The sequence below is a fragment of the Albibacterium sp. genome (assembly GCF_035514885.1).
GTDB lineage: Bacteria > Bacteroidota > Bacteroidia > Sphingobacteriales > Sphingobacteriaceae > Albibacterium.
In genome coordinates this window covers 327,131-341,536 of the sequence record NZ_DATJCH010000012.1, presented here as the reverse complement: position 1 = coordinate 341,536, position 14,406 = coordinate 327,131, and the positions used below count along the sequence as shown (strand labels likewise).

At 35.3% G+C, this 14,406-nt stretch carries 18 protein-coding genes and 1 pseudogene; 16 read left to right on the top strand and 3 right to left on the bottom strand.

Annotation, left to right across the window (positions count from 1 at the left end):
* Positions 1-65: 65 nt before the first annotated feature.
* The 9 genes from VL047_RS05370 (at position 66) to VL047_RS05330 (ending at position 6,626) form a co-directional block, all read left to right on the top strand.
* The gene (locus tag VL047_RS05370) at positions 66-602 is read left to right on the top strand and encodes an RNA methyltransferase (RefSeq protein ID WP_325359070.1); all 537 of its coding nucleotides are present in this window, start codon (positions 66-68) and stop codon (positions 600-602) included.
* A gap of 21 nt (positions 603-623) precedes the next feature.
* Positions 624-1,187 (top strand): Crp/Fnr family transcriptional regulator, encoded by a 564-nt coding sequence (locus VL047_RS05365; protein ID WP_325359069.1) that lies wholly within the window; start codon positions 624-626, stop codon positions 1,185-1,187.
* A 124-nt stretch (positions 1,188-1,311) separates the two neighbouring features.
* Positions 1,312-1,701, top strand: coding sequence for a RidA family protein (locus VL047_RS05360; RefSeq protein ID WP_325359068.1), 390 nt, complete (start codon positions 1,312-1,314; stop codon positions 1,699-1,701).
* A gap of 47 nt (positions 1,702-1,748) precedes the next feature.
* Positions 1,749-2,504 (top strand): AraC family transcriptional regulator, encoded by a 756-nt coding sequence (locus VL047_RS05355; RefSeq protein ID WP_325359067.1) that lies wholly within the window; start codon positions 1,749-1,751, stop codon positions 2,502-2,504.
* A gap of 29 nt (positions 2,505-2,533) precedes the next feature.
* Positions 2,534-3,700, top strand: a complete 1,167-nt coding sequence (locus VL047_RS05350) for an FAD-dependent oxidoreductase (RefSeq protein ID WP_325359066.1) — start codon at positions 2,534-2,536, stop codon at positions 3,698-3,700.
* Positions 3,701-3,914: 214 nt separating this feature from the next.
* On the top strand, positions 3,915-4,487 hold the full coding sequence (locus VL047_RS05345; protein ID WP_325359065.1) for a GrpB family protein: 573 nt from the start codon (positions 3,915-3,917) through the stop codon (positions 4,485-4,487).
* A 188-nt stretch (positions 4,488-4,675) separates the two neighbouring features.
* A complete protein-coding gene (locus VL047_RS05340) occupies positions 4,676-5,536 on the top strand; it encodes a helix-turn-helix domain-containing protein (protein ID WP_325359064.1) in 861 nt (286 codons plus the stop codon).
* A gap of 123 nt (positions 5,537-5,659) precedes the next feature.
* Complete coding sequence (locus tag VL047_RS05335; RefSeq protein ID WP_325359063.1) at positions 5,660-6,250, top strand: DUF6448 family protein; 591 nt, start codon at positions 5,660-5,662, stop codon at positions 6,248-6,250.
* Between the two features lie 79 nt (positions 6,251-6,329).
* Positions 6,330-6,626 (top strand): cupin domain-containing protein, encoded by a 297-nt coding sequence (locus VL047_RS05330; RefSeq protein WP_325359062.1) that lies wholly within the window; start codon positions 6,330-6,332, stop codon positions 6,624-6,626.
* On the opposite strand, the gene VL047_RS05325 is transcribed toward VL047_RS05330, so the two are convergent.
* Positions 6,623-6,979 (bottom strand): helix-turn-helix domain-containing protein, encoded by a 357-nt coding sequence (locus VL047_RS05325; RefSeq protein ID WP_325359061.1) that lies wholly within the window; start codon positions 6,977-6,979, stop codon positions 6,623-6,625. The two genes, VL047_RS05330 and VL047_RS05325, sit on opposite strands and share 4 nt — an antisense overlap.
* 154 nt (positions 6,980-7,133) lie before the next feature.
* On the opposite strand from VL047_RS05325, the gene VL047_RS05320 reads away from it, so the two are divergent.
* From VL047_RS05320 to VL047_RS05300, 5 genes are all read left to right on the top strand, one after another.
* A complete protein-coding gene (locus VL047_RS05320) occupies positions 7,134-7,994 on the top strand; it encodes an SDR family oxidoreductase (protein ID WP_325359060.1) in 861 nt (286 codons plus the stop codon).
* 101 nt (positions 7,995-8,095) lie between these two features.
* On the top strand, positions 8,096-8,632 hold the full coding sequence (locus VL047_RS05315) for a YfiT family bacillithiol transferase (protein ID WP_325359059.1): 537 nt from the start codon (positions 8,096-8,098) through the stop codon (positions 8,630-8,632).
* Between the two features lie 33 nt (positions 8,633-8,665).
* Entirely contained in the window at positions 8,666-9,184 is a 519-nt protein-coding gene (locus VL047_RS05310) for a hemerythrin domain-containing protein (protein ID WP_325359058.1), read from the top strand.
* Between the two features lie 72 nt (positions 9,185-9,256).
* The gene (locus VL047_RS05305; protein ID WP_325359057.1) at positions 9,257-9,991 is read left to right on the top strand and encodes a DUF3784 domain-containing protein; all 735 of its coding nucleotides are present in this window, start codon (positions 9,257-9,259) and stop codon (positions 9,989-9,991) included.
* A gap of 387 nt (positions 9,992-10,378) precedes the next feature.
* The gene (locus tag VL047_RS05300) at positions 10,379-11,098 is read left to right on the top strand and encodes a GNAT family N-acetyltransferase (RefSeq protein ID WP_325359056.1); all 720 of its coding nucleotides are present in this window, start codon (positions 10,379-10,381) and stop codon (positions 11,096-11,098) included.
* A gap of 274 nt (positions 11,099-11,372) precedes the next feature.
* Here VL047_RS05300 and VL047_RS05295 read toward each other — a convergent pair.
* A pseudogene (locus VL047_RS05295) lies at positions 11,373-12,134 on the bottom strand (SDR family oxidoreductase).
* A gap of 200 nt (positions 12,135-12,334) precedes the next feature.
* Here VL047_RS05295 and VL047_RS05290 point away from each other — a divergent pair.
* Both VL047_RS05290 and VL047_RS05285 read left to right on the top strand, forming a co-directional pair.
* Positions 12,335-12,919, top strand: coding sequence for a Crp/Fnr family transcriptional regulator (locus VL047_RS05290; protein ID WP_325359055.1), 585 nt, complete (start codon positions 12,335-12,337; stop codon positions 12,917-12,919).
* Positions 12,920-13,018: 99 nt separating this feature from the next.
* On the top strand, positions 13,019-13,843 hold the full coding sequence (locus tag VL047_RS05285; RefSeq protein WP_325359054.1) for an SDR family NAD(P)-dependent oxidoreductase: 825 nt from the start codon (positions 13,019-13,021) through the stop codon (positions 13,841-13,843).
* A 65-nt stretch (positions 13,844-13,908) separates the two neighbouring features.
* On the opposite strand, the gene VL047_RS05280 is transcribed toward VL047_RS05285, so the two are convergent.
* Positions 13,909-14,286, bottom strand: a complete 378-nt coding sequence (locus VL047_RS05280) for a Fur family transcriptional regulator (RefSeq protein ID WP_325359053.1) — start codon at positions 14,284-14,286, stop codon at positions 13,909-13,911.
* Positions 14,287-14,406: the final 120 nt, after the last annotated feature.

Here is a 14,406-nt window from a genome sequence, read left to right as displayed (position 1 = left end):
GCAATTGAAAGTGTTTGCAAAGATAGTATTTTTACAAAAGGAATCCGTTTTTTATATCTTTGCCCATGCGAAAATTATCAATGGACGACCTCAACCGTCCAACCATCGAAGAATTTCAAGAACAAAAGAAACTACCAATCACCATCATTCTGGATAGCATTCGCAGTTTACACAATGTAGGGTCTATATTTAGGACTGCCGACGGCTTTGCTGTTGAGAAAATAATCTTGTGTGGAATTACTGGTCAGCCACCCCATCGAGAAATTGAGAAGACTGCTTTGGGCGCTACAAATTCGATTCTATGGGAATATGAAAAAGATATTGCGGAAGCGATTTCTTCCCTAAAGGAAAAAAATTACAAAGTAATAGCAATTGAGCAGGCAGAAAACAGTCAGTTTTTAAATAACTACTCCCCTAGTCCCGACGAAAAGTATGCATTGATTTTAGGAAATGAAGTGCATGGCGTGTCGAATGAAGCAATGGAAATGATTGATGAATGCCTGGAAATTCCTCAGTTTGGCACGAAACATTCGCTGAATGTTGTAGTTTCTGCTGGGATAGTTTTATGGGATTTTGCTTCGAAATTAGAATTCAAAGTGTAATTTCATTTAACTTCACGTGAAATGTTTGAAACTTTAAGAAATCATATTGAAAAAATTCTTCCTCTAACAGATCAAGAATTTACTTTTATAAGCTCTTTGTTCGACTCAAAATCTTATAAAAAAGGACAGTTCCTCTTTCAAGAAGGGGAAAACTTGTCCAGACATTACTTTGTATGCAAAGGCCTGCTAAAATTAATATATACCGATTCCGAAGCCCGTGAACACATCGTTTCTTTTGCAATGGAAGATTGGTGGGAGAGTGATTTTGAGGCATTTTATTTGCAACAAAAAACATCGATGTCACTAATATGTATTGAAAATACTGATGTGTTATATATCACCTATGATAATTTTAAACATCTGTGTAGAACCTTACCTAAAATAGAACATTTTTTTTTAGAAAAGGCTTTCTTTGGATGTATCGCAGCCCAAAAGAGAATTCTTTCAACCCTTACCTCTAATACAAAAGAACGTTACACACAGTTAATTTTAAGATATCCCACACTAGCTCAACGGGTTCCGAAGTCTCAGCTAGCCGCTTATCTAGGAGTTTCCAGAGAAACTTTAAGCAGATTTACGCTATAATAGTTAGTTAGATGTGATTTTCATCACCTCATAATCGTGATCAATGTCAAGAGCCGTACTCGGAAGCTAGCTCTACCTTTGTAATCAATAAAACTTTTATAAACATTTAAAAAAGAGTATTACAATGGAAAAACGAACAATTAATCCTTGGAAATGGCAAGACGAACGCAGTTATGTTCAGGCAGTAGAAATAAAAAACAATACCAGTACTTTATACTGTTCCGGTCAGGCAGCTATTGATCCAAATGGGGTATCAAGTCAACAAGACATGAAATCACAACTCGAACAAGCTCTTTCTAATCTAGAAGAAGTCATTACTTCAGCGGGGTATGATTGTGAAGGTATTGCAAGGTTAAATATTTATACCACATCTAAAGAAGAGCTCTGGCCGCATTTTCCTATTCTTCAGGAATGGGTAGCTAAACACAATATTAAACAAGCTTTGACGATGCTGGAAGTTACAGGTCTGTTTGAAACATTAAAAGTTGAATTGGAAGCTACTGTCGTAAAATAAATTCAACAAAAAATGTTAGTTTTATAGATACACATGCGCAGATAGCAATGGACAATGACTTTGAATATAAATTCATTAAACCCGACAAGTCGCTTGCAGACTTTGTAGAGAGTTTTTGGTCCTTACAAAACCATTCCGATGAGAGCAAAGACATTGTTATTTTACCTGACGGACGAATAGACCTATTTTTCTCTCAATCAGCCACAGTTCCCTTTCACATTACGCTCTCAGGACTTGAAACCCATCCTGATCAGGCAACATTATCTGCAAAGACGACCATGTTTGTTATTAGTTTCAAACTACTTGCAACAGAATATATCTTACAGAACACGGTATCTAATTTATTAGACAATGCGAAATATTTACCTGATGACTTCTGGGGTTTTAATGCAGATGATTTACAAGACTTTGAACATTTTTGCGAAAAAGCTTCCCTAAAAATTCATTCACTTCTAGGCAAAGAAATTGACACAAGAAAGCAAAAGCTCTTTAACTTTATTTATTCGTCGAACGGAGCATTAACAGTCAGTGAACTTTCGGAAAGAGTATTTTGGAGTAGCCGACAAATCAACCGTTATTTCAAAGATCAATTTGGCATTCCATTAAAAACCTATTGCAGTATCCTTCGCTTCCGTGCTTCGTTTCAACATATAAAAGAAGGCAAATTATTTCCTCAACAAAACTTCACCGACCAATCACATTTCATCAAAGAAGTTAAAAAGCTAGCTGGTGTTTCGCCGAAAGTACTCAAACGAAATCAAAACGACCGATTTATACAATTATCAACCCTTAATTCAAAATAACTTTGTGCTGTTAATTAAAATATGACAGGATGAAATTAAAGGATAAGAAGATTGCGATTATTGGCGGTGGTCCAGGTGGGTTAATACTAGCAAGACTTTTGCAACTCCAAGGTGCAAACATAAGAGTTTATGAAAGGGACCTTAATAAACATGCCCGAGTGCAAGGCTCGCCTCTTGATTTGCACGATGAATCAGGTCTAGCAGCTATTACGGAAGCTAATCTTCTAGAAGAATTCAAAAACAATTTTCTTCCAGGAGCTGATAAAAAGAAGATAGTTAATGAACGTGCAGAGGTATTTTTCAGTGACCATGAAAGCAAAATTGAGGAAGATTTCGGCAACGAATACTTTCGTCCGGAAATAGACAGAGGGGTGTTAAGAAAAATATTATTAGATTCTTTGCAGCCAGAAACAGTTGTGTGGGACAACCAATATGTTTCAATGGAAGAGCAAAATGAAGGTTGGTTGCTGTATTTCAAAAATGGGAACTCTGTTTATGCAGATATCGTAATTGGTGCTGACGGAGCGAACTCAAGAATTCGCCCTTACATTACCAATATCAAAGCTTTTTATTCAGGCATTACAATGCTTGAAGGCAATATTTATGATGCCAAAAATGTGGCACCCAATATTTCAGGCTTACTGAACGGCGGAAAGATATTGGCTTTTGGAAATAAAAAGAACATCTTGATGGGACAAAAAAGTAATGGAGAAATTGGGTATTATGCAAGTTTCAAGGCTGATGAAAGTTGGGCGGCAAACAGTGGCTTAGACTTTTCGGATCAGACTCAATTACTTGAATGGTTTAAGAATGAATACTACGAATGGAGTAGCATTTGGTATGAACTATTTGAAAATACAGCAATACCATTTATTCCAAGACCGATCTATTGTGTTCCTTTAGATTTAGATCAAACCTGGAAAAGTTTACCCAATTTAACAATGCTTGGCGATGCGGCTCATGTGATGCCACCGTTTGCTGGCGAAGGTGTGAATATGGCTATGCTTGATGCGCTTGAATTAAGTAAATGCTTAACATCCAACAAATATGCAACGGTGCATGAAGCTATTTCCTTCTATGAAATAAATATGCGTAAAAGAGCAGCAATAGCAGCTAAGGAATCGCTTGAAAATGGTGAGAAAATGCACTGCGAAAAAGCATTAAGCACGATGTTAGAATTCTTTAACAATCATTAAAAGAATGTAGGCTTGATATAGTCAAATGTTAAGAGCGTTTTATTTTACCAAAGCAGATAATGAATAGCTATTCAAGTAATATCAATAGTTATCTTACCGATTAACAAAAGTTATTAACTTTATAGGTGAACATTACGCAGTATAATATAGGAATGGATTAGCGAAACTGAGTTTCGCTAATTGTATACTAAATAATTCAAATAATATCAGAGATATGGAGAAAAGAATTACCGATTTGACCAAAGATGAAATTGCCAAACTCTTTCCGGTGAAATTATCTTCTCATACTAGCCAATGGAAAGGAATTTACGAGAAGGAACGAGACTTAATATTGAGCGTTTTAAATGATGTGATCCTTCGTATTGAGCATTTTGGTAGTACTTCCGTGCCAAACATAATAGCAAAAGACACTATTGATATTTTGATTGAAATCTCTGATGAAAATAATTTTAATAGTGAAATAGTTGAGAAATTTAAAACTATCAATTACGATTACATTTTGCAAAATGAAGGAAGTTCTCAACATATGGTTTTTGTAAAAGGTTATAGTCCAACGGGAGAAAAGGGCCAAACATTTCATGTTCATATGGGGCCGAAAAATCATCAAATATGGGATAGGATTCTTTTTAGAGATTATTTAAGGGAGCGTATCGAGATAGCCCAACAGTATGAAATATTGAAAATTAAACTTTCTGAAACACACAAATATGACCGAGTTGGATATAGAATTGCGAAAACTAAATTTGTGCAAAAAGTAACAGAGGAAGCTAAACAATACTATCAATAAAACTCATAGAAAAGTACGAACGCACAACAACACCTTTGCAAAAATGGCTGGCGACGTTATTTTTTGAACTTTTTCTGTATTTAATTTAGTTTTGTACGGAGCGACGATAAAGTGCGTTATCCGCCATCTTCGCAAGCCTAACCGTTAGTGACAATTTAAAATAAACTGCATGTCTGTAAAATGTTGATATGAATTCTATACCCTATATCGAATATACGAAACTTGAAGGAGAGACTATCAATTCAGATCAGTGGTATTATATGTCGCATCTCAGTAATGCTTGTGCTTCCGAAGGTGCTCACAGAACATCTGCCTACGCTATTTGCCTTCTTAGCGAAGGATCCCTTCAATTAGAAACTGATCTGTTTGTACAGATAGCACATGCTCCGGCTATCTTTACTATTGGCCCCTCAACAATCCGTAAATTCACTGATTTAGGAACCACCTACGATGCTAAAATATTCTTCTTTCGAAAGGAGATTTTTCTTGAAGGCCAGGCCGACATCAATTATCTTGATAAATTTGATTTCTTTGAGAAAACAGGGCAACAAGTCATGCCATTAGATTCTAATAAATTCCTGCAGTTCAAATCCTACTTTGATGTAATTCATCAAAAATCCCGTGAAGCTTCGCCAAACACTTCTGCGATTATTCAAAGTTTGATTTACATTGTACTCAATGAAATAGATGACGTTCACCATAGTCTAAAAAAAGAAGTTCCAACCAGTGTTGATAAAAAGATCCATATTCTTTCTCAATTTAAAACACTGTTATCTGAAAACTTTCTTGAGGAAAGACAGATCTCATTTTATGCAGACAAATTACACCTGACACCCAAATATTTTTCAACGGTTATTAAAGAAGCAAGCGATAAAACAGCAGGTGCTTGGATCAATGAAATGCTCATATTGGAATCAAAAGTACGTTTACAGAATAAAGAGCGGAGTATTGCCCAAATCGCTTACGATCTTGACTTCTCCGATCCATCTCACTTCGGGAAATTCTTCAAAAAACATGTTGGCATAAGTCCCTTGGAATATAGAAGCTAATTTACGACCTTCCTTCACAATCCGACTTTCATACCATTACCTCCTACTTCCAACCTTTCTAAAAAATTACTTACAGGGTATCTTTGTTGTATAAATAATTAGAAACAATTAAAGTATAAAACCATGAAAGCAATAAAAGATTTTAGAAGAAAATTTGGTATAGCCTTTTTACTCGGAGCATTTATGTTGATGTTCACCTTTCCTACTTATGCGCATTGTGATTCTTATGATGGGCCGGTTATTCAAGATGCTTATAAGGCACTTAAAAATGAAGACGTAACGTTTGTAATGAAATGGATTGAACCAAAGCATGAAGCGGAAATAACAACACTGTTTAACAAAACGGTAAACTTAAAGAATAAGGATGCCGAGATTTATAGCATTGTTGAAAAGCATTTCTTAGAAACTCTGGTTCGCCATCACCGTGAAACCGAAGGCGCTCCATATACCGGATTAAAACCAGCAGGTTCTACTGCTCCCATCGTTCAGATGGCGGATAATTCAATTGCAGAACAGGATGTAAATACCTTGCTTAACAATTTAGGCAATCATATTCAAGGAGTAATTACTGAAAAGTATGAGAAAGTGGCTGCCTTGAGTAAAGTAAAGGACAACTCAGTTGCTGAAGGTAGGGCTTATGTAATGGCTTATGTAGACTATACCCACACGTTGGAAGCTATTGAAGCTGTGATGGAACATGGCGGACATCATTAAACTCAAAACAAAGTAAATTCTTAAACGCTATCCTCATTCGACAAGTTTATCGAATGGGGATAATAAAAAAAATATAAAAATGAAAAAGATAACCCCACCTAAAGTTAGACTATTAGCCTCCGGAATTGAGTTAGAGGCTAAACAAATGCAGGCTAAAGCCGGCGATTTATTACCGAAGCACCTAGCAAATATTGAATCAATCCTTTTCATCCATGAAGGTGAAGCAACCCTTCATATACACGGTGAAGGTAAATTATTAAAGTCTGGAGATGCTTTTATTATTCCAGCTGAAATAACACATCAAATTGAGGGAATCACCGATTTTAAAGGTGTGCATTTTATGCCAAAGAATATAAAGTTTCAATTTTTCAATTAGGAATTCGCTAACACTGCCTTTCTATAGTCTGTACCCCATTCGCCCATAGCTTCGATGACCTTTTTCAAACTTCTACCTTGTGGAGTTAGTTCATATTCAACGGTTATGGGCATGGTGTCTTTTACGGTCCGTTTTACAAGATGGTTCATCTCCAGATCTTTTAATTCTTTAGACAATACTTTAGGAGCAATGCCTTCAATATGCCGTCCTAAATCCATAAACCTGAATTTACCATTGAAGTAAAGTGCACCGATAATAGGTATCTTCCATTTACCACTCAATAAATCCTGTGTATCTCTTATGCCCTGAATACTTCTAAGACAACTATCAGACAACTTACTTTTCTCTGCCATCACTTCTTTATTATTTAGGTAAAGATAGAGATAAACGTAACCTTTTATACAACTAATTACTAATTGGTAACTACTTACCAATAGGTAACAGATAGCATTTTAGTAACCGTGTATTGTAATTTTGTGCTATCATTAATCTATAAAAAATAAAAATATGATTTTAGTAACAGGCGCAACAGGACATTTAGGAACTGCCACCTTAGAACATTTGCTAAAGAACACCCCAGTCAACAAAATCGTGGCATTTGCGAGAGATGAAAACAAAGCAAAACATCTGAAAGAGAAGGGCATTGAAGTTCGTTTAGGAAACTTTGAAGACACAGCTTCATTAGACAAGGCAATGCAAGGTATTGAAAAGGTATTGCTGATTTCTACCATTGATCATCAAAGATATCAGCAACATAAAAACGTAGTAGACGCTGCTAAAAAAGCTGGAGTAAAACACATTGCATACACAGGCGTTACGCTGAAAGATGTAAATACATCAGCCGTTAAATTCTTAATGGATAGCCATTTTCAAACAGAAGATTACATTAAAAAAAGTGGTTTGAACTATACATTTCTACGTAATTCTTTGTATGCAGAAGTAATCCCGATATATGTTGGAGAAAAAGTTTTTGAGACCGGAATTTATTTACCTACCGGTAATGGAAAAGTGGGCTATGCGCTTCGCAGAGAAATGGGCGAAGCGACAGCCAACGTATTGCTTCAAAATGGGCACGAAAACAAAATCTATCAGATTACAGGAAGTGAATTGTATTCATATCAAGACGTTGCTAACGAACTTAGTTCATTATCAGGCAAAAGAATAAACTATACAGATGCAGATGCTGCCACATTTCCGGATAAACTAAAAGAATATGGCGTTCCGGAATTACAGATCTTAATTGCTTCAGGCTTTTCTGCAGACATTAAAAATGGTCAATACGAAATTGTAAGCAAAGACTTGGAAAATTTACTTGCACGTAAACCGGCATCTTTGAAAGAGAGTTTAAAGGAAATTTACAATTTGTAATCCTGACAAGTTTTAATGCAGTATAAAGCTAACGTTAGGTAACAACGTTGGCTTTTTTTTGTAAATTTAAGCACTAAGAAACATTGACAAATTCAAATTATATGACATTGGAGCAATTAAAATATCCGATTGGAAAGTTCGAAAAACCAACAGCAATAACAAGGGACATTTTAAATAAATGGATTTCTGACATCAGCACATTTCCTAAAAGACTTTCGAGCGAAGTTAAGCCTTTGACAGACGAACAACTTGACACAACATATAGACCTGATGGTTGGACAATTAGACAAGTGGTTCATCATTGTGCCGACAGTCATATGAACAGTATAATACGTTTAAAACTTGCATTGACAGAAGATCTACCAACAATAAAACCCTATTTTGAAGATCGTTGGGCTGAACTTTCTGACTCTAAAAATTTGCCTATCGATTCTTCATTAAAAATGATAGATGGGATACACGAAAGATGGACATTCTTATTAAACAATTTGACAGAAGAACAATTGGGAAGAAGTTTTATTCATCCTGAACAGGGAAAAACTTTTAGAGTTGACGAGAATATAGGTGCGTATGCTTGGCATTGCAATCATCATCTTGCGCACATAACAGAAACAAAAAAACGAAATAATTGGAACTAGGTGTTCTCAAAGAAGAATCAAGCATTAAAAACTATGAACAAACCCTTACATCTATTTTTCACGGAAGATCATCATCGTATTGAAAAGTTGTTAAATAAAGCACTTGAGCAGCCGGATAAAATTGAAATGAGTTATTATCATCAATTTAGAAGTCAATTATTGCGGCACATTAAAATGGAAGAGAAGATATTATTTCCAGCAGCAAAAAAAGCAAATCCGGAGGTAACGAAGGACCTTATTCCAAGATATCGGTTGGACCATGGAGCCCTGACTTCCTTGATGGTTCCACCTCCTACTTTACCTTTAATAAATGTGATTAAATATATTTTAGAGGAACACGATTTGGCTGAAGAAGAACCCGGTGGATTATACGATGTTTGTGAGGCTTTGACACAAGGACAAACGCAGGATATTTTAAATCAACTTGCAGAGACAGAAGAAGTTCCTGTTCATCCACCTAATCCAGCACCTATTGCAATAGAATCAGCCAGAAGAGCATTGGCGAGGGCAGGTTATGATTTTGATGAGGTTATGCGGATAGCTAATGAGTAGATTCTTTCACTATTCAGGAATGTAAAATGGGATCGCCGTATAGTCAGGCACCGTTAGACCAAATTTAAAAATATGATTTACGTACTTATTGCAATTGGTTTGCTCTTTGTTTTAATCGGATTTATTCTCACTGAAAGCAATGCAAAATATCTTCTTTCGGGCTACAACATGATGAGTGAAGAAGATCGAAAAGATGTGGATATTAAGGCCTACATTCTATATTTTCGAAACTTCCATATATTTTTAGGAATATCCCTTACGGTGCTTGGGACTTTCTTAGTATATTTTGTCAGTGAAAGTGCTGGCGGAATATTTTTAACAGTTTATCCAATTGTAGCCTATATCTATTTTATATCAACAAGTTCAAAATACTCAAGAGGACTTAGTAAAAAAAGGAATAAAACTGGAATTATTATACTCATAGGTGTATTACTTTGTGTCGTCGGACTTCTAGGTTATGGTTTTAAAGAAAACAAAATGATCATTGACTCCGAAAGCATAACTTTTAATGGAAGCTATGGAGAGACGCTAACTGAAGCAGAAATCCAAAGCATTGAACTGGTCAATCAATTACCCGAAATCACTTTAAGAACAAATGGCTTTGCACTTGGAGCGGTAAACAAGGGATATTTCAAAACAAAAGATGGAGAAATAGTGAAGCTGATTTTAAATTCAGACAATAAACCAGTAATTTTATTTACAAAGATTGACGGCAAGAAAATTTATTACTCCGCAAAAGATGAACCGAACGAACTAGTATTGAATGAGATAAAAATATCTTTATCTAACGTCGTGTATAAGAAATAGCGGTTCTGTGCTAGAAAAAAACTAAAACAATGACACAAGAAGAGCTTTTTAAATCAAAACTACTTTAAAATTTTATTAACAATATTAATAATCGCATTGTTATTTGCAATAGGTCGAAATGGTTATGGATTTGGACAATAGTTGCCGCATCAACACCAGTACTTCGCTATTCATACTTACATAATGAGAGAACTATTATTTGTTTCGTTATTCAGGAAACAAAACAGCTATCTTGCTGATTACAAAAAATTATTACTTTTAGAACACATTACGCAATGCGGATATAGAGAAGGTTTAGCGAAACTGAGTTTCGCTAATTGTGTTGTTAGCGGTCATTTTGCCAAAACACAATCGAAAGACTATATATTGACAGAAATAAAGTAAAAGATGAATGACATAATCACGAAGAACCTATTTGAATTTTGGGATTTTATAGGACAGAAAAATAACATTTACATAGAATCTTCAAATTATAAAGCCGTTTCTGTTGTTGGTTCGGATTGGCCTAAAAGAATTTATGCCATAGAAGATAAAATTGAAAGTTATGAAGAGATTATAAAATTGAGCAATGACTCTTTATTACCAAATATTATTACACTTGACAAACATACAGACCTAATAAATTATAATAAGACCCAACTACGTTTTACACAAACGAATATGTGTTTGGATTTGAATATCTATAAGAATGAAATTACAAACAACGACAACATTCATCAAATAAAATCCAAATCAGATGCGTTTGAGTTTGCAAATATCGCCTCGGAATCATTCGGTTACAAAGTTGATGGGACAATTGTTTATAATTTGTGTAAAGACAATTTTCATTCTAGACTTTTTATTTACAAAGAAAAAGAAGAAAGTTATGGCTGTGGTATTGTTTTTTTTGACAAAAATAATGTAGCAGGTTTTCATATGATTGGAACTATTCCAAAAGGACGAGGAAAAGGAATAGGAAAAAGTATAACTGAAAAATTAATTAATGAAGCGTTGATTAATGATTGTAAATATTGTGTTCTAAATGCTTCAAAAATGGGAGAACAAATCTATAAAAAACTTGGTTTTACAGCCTTTGGGACATTAGAAAATTATACGATACTAAAATAAGCAACGAACCGCTAACAAGGTATTGCCAAAAGCGGGGCTGAACGGCTTCGATTGGACATTTGTACAAGGTTCAACATTCGTTCTTCGATTGAGCTTTAGTGCTAAATATCCCCGCCTTCGGCAATACCCGAACCGTTAGCCGTTATACTACGAGAACTCTGCAAACCGACAGAATTACGAAATGTAAAAACCGAAATAATAATTAAAAGAAATAGGTGAAATTACAAAGCCGAAGCATTTGCTTCAGCTTTGTTTAAGTAACTGGTCGTAGAGTTTATTTCAGTGCATAGTTTGTCATTCCACCATCAACTAAAAACTCGCTTCCTGTAATAAAACTTGCATCGTCAGAAGCTAAGAACAGTACTGCGTTTGCAATTTCTTCTGGTTGACCCATTCTTTTTACGGCAGTGGATGCTATAATCTATTCTGTAACCTGTTTTTCTACATCTTTCGGCATCCCTACTTTAGCCAAAACACCTGTGTCTGTTGGTCCTGGAGTAACAATGTTTACACGGATTTTCCGTTCAGCCAATTCATTTGCTGCAACACGTGCAAAGGTATTTACCGCAGATTTTGTTGCTGAATAGATACTGACATTTATATTTGACAAGTGTGCTGCGTTTGATGAAGTAACGATAACAGAAGCGCCGTCAACCAAATGCGGAATCATTTTTTGCAACGTAAAGAAATACCCTTTTACATTGGTATTGAACTGTGCATCAAAGTCAGCTTCTGTTATGTGTTCAATTGGTGCAAATACGGCAATTCCTGCATTTAAGAATAAAATGTCAACTTTTTTTCCGTTATCGGCAACTGCCTTTTCTAAAACTGCAATTCCTGCTAAATTTGAAGTGTCCGAAACTACTGTTTTCAAATTTGGACTGTTGATTTCTGCTGCTGCTTTTTGCAGATTGTCAGCATTTCTTCCCGTTATCAAAACGCTTGCTCCTGCGTTAATAAAAGCTTTTGCGGTTGCAAATCCTATACCTGTACTACCGCCCGTTATGACTACATTTTTACTTTTTAAATTACTCATTTTGAAATTATTTTAAATGTTACACAAAGATACTATTGTTAGTATCTAAATTATACTGACTTTGTATTTTATAGTAACCATTTGGTAACTATAAATGGACGCTGATTTTAATACGGGAAATCTGAACAACTTGCATATCAGACCAACACAGAATTTATCGAACCCTCATCAAATAGAAAGAATTATTACCTTTACTATTGATGGAATACGATCCGATTTTAGAGTACATCTCAAGATATGTTGATTTAACCGATGACGAAATCAGTCAACTAATTCCCTTCTTTAAAACTAAAAAAGTAAAGAAAAGGCAGTTTATCGTGCAACCGGGATTTGTCTGTAAGCATAAAAGCTATGTGGTTAAGGGAGCATTTAGAGCTTATTTAGTCGACAGTCAGGGTAAGGAACATACATTGGCTTTTGCAATTGAAGACTGGTGGATTTCTGATTACAGCAGTTTGATTTATCAAGAACCAGCTACATTATTTGTGGAGGCTCTGGAAGATTCTGTTCTGATACAAATTGATTTTAAAGATGAGCAGACTTTTCTCAGGGAGATACCAAAAATGGAGAAATTTGAACGCATCATTACGCAGCGTTCTTTAGCATTCCAACAGAAAAGGCTACTTTCTAATTTTACTAAAACAGCCGAAGAACGCTATGATGAGTTTATAAACAAGTATTCAGCTATTGCCAATCGCGTTCCACAATATGCTTTGGCTTCTTATCTTGGTTTTAGTACTGAATATTTAAGTAAGATTCGCAATCGAAAAACTTTAAAAAGTTAATCTAGTTCAACCGAATTTCCTAAACCAGTTCATTTTTATTTTTTTCATTCTCCCCCACCTTTGTAAGGTCAATAAGGACGAATAAATTAAAAAACAAAAATGACTAAGACAATTTTAATTACAGGAGCTTCTCGCGGATTTGGAAAAATATGGGCAGAAGTATTTTTGAAACGTGGTGATAATGTGATAGCGACATCAAGAAACATTGATCATTTACAAGAATTAGAAGATAAATATGGGGATGCGGTTTTAACATTACAATTAGATGTTACGAGCAAAGCTGATTGCTTAAACGCTGTAGAAATAGCAACAAAACATTTTGGAGGAATCGATGTGCTAATTAACAATGCGGGTTACTGCGTATTTGGTACTATTGAAGAAAATAGTGAGAAAGAAGCCAGAGATTTATTTGAAGCCAATGTGTTTGGAACATTATGGATGACGCAAGCTATTCTACCAATCTTCAGGAAACAGGGCAAAGGACATATCATCCAATTATCAAGCGTTTTGGGTATTAATGCTTTACCTACAATGGGTTTATATTCTGCTACAAAATTTGCAGTGGAGGGATTGAGCGAAGCATTGCATGCAGAAGTAAAAGATTTCGGCATTAAGGTTACGATGATAGAGCCGAATTCATTTAAAACAGATTTCTTTGGCTCATCAGCAATTGAAAGCACACCAATAAAGGCTTATGAAAAAGTGACTTCAGACTTTAAAAATGGTGAAGGGGTGAAAGCAGAAAACATTGGAGATCCGCTTGCAACTATTGAAGCTATTATAAAAGTTGTAGATTCAGAGAACCCTCCCCTACGTTTATTCCTTGGTAAATTGGCTTATCCCTGGACGCAATACACCTATGGGGAAAAATTAAAACTATGGGATGAATGGAAAGATGTTTCTACTAAATCGCACGGACATTAAATAGGTTTACTCCACAAACTAGCCGAATTATTGCGTCAGTATGAGCAATGGTTCGGCTAAGTTGTTTAAGAACAATCTTTACAAATACCAATAAGGATACAGTTCATTTGCTGAACTGTATATTTTTCAGGAACTGAATACTCAACATTTGCAGGCAGACACTCAATAGTCTCACATTTTGTACAGCGAAAATGAAAATGATCTCTAGGAACAGTCACATCATCACATTTAACGCAGACAGCAAAATACTGTTTTCCATCATCAGCAACTATCTTATGAACTACTTCATCTTCACAAAAACGGTTTAATATCCGGTAAATAGTAGCTCTGTTAGCGTCGACATCCATTTGCTTCATTATAGCATCCTGGCTCATTGCCCTTCCACTGTTTGTCAATACAGCCATAACAGCCTCTTTTGTTGCGGTATTTCTTCGCCTCATCATACTGCAAAAATAGTCAAATAATATTACTGCGACAAAATTGCATTAAACTAATGCGACACAGTCGCCATAAAGAAAAAACTTTTATATTTGCAGGAAGTTTTATAGATAATTAAAAGAGAA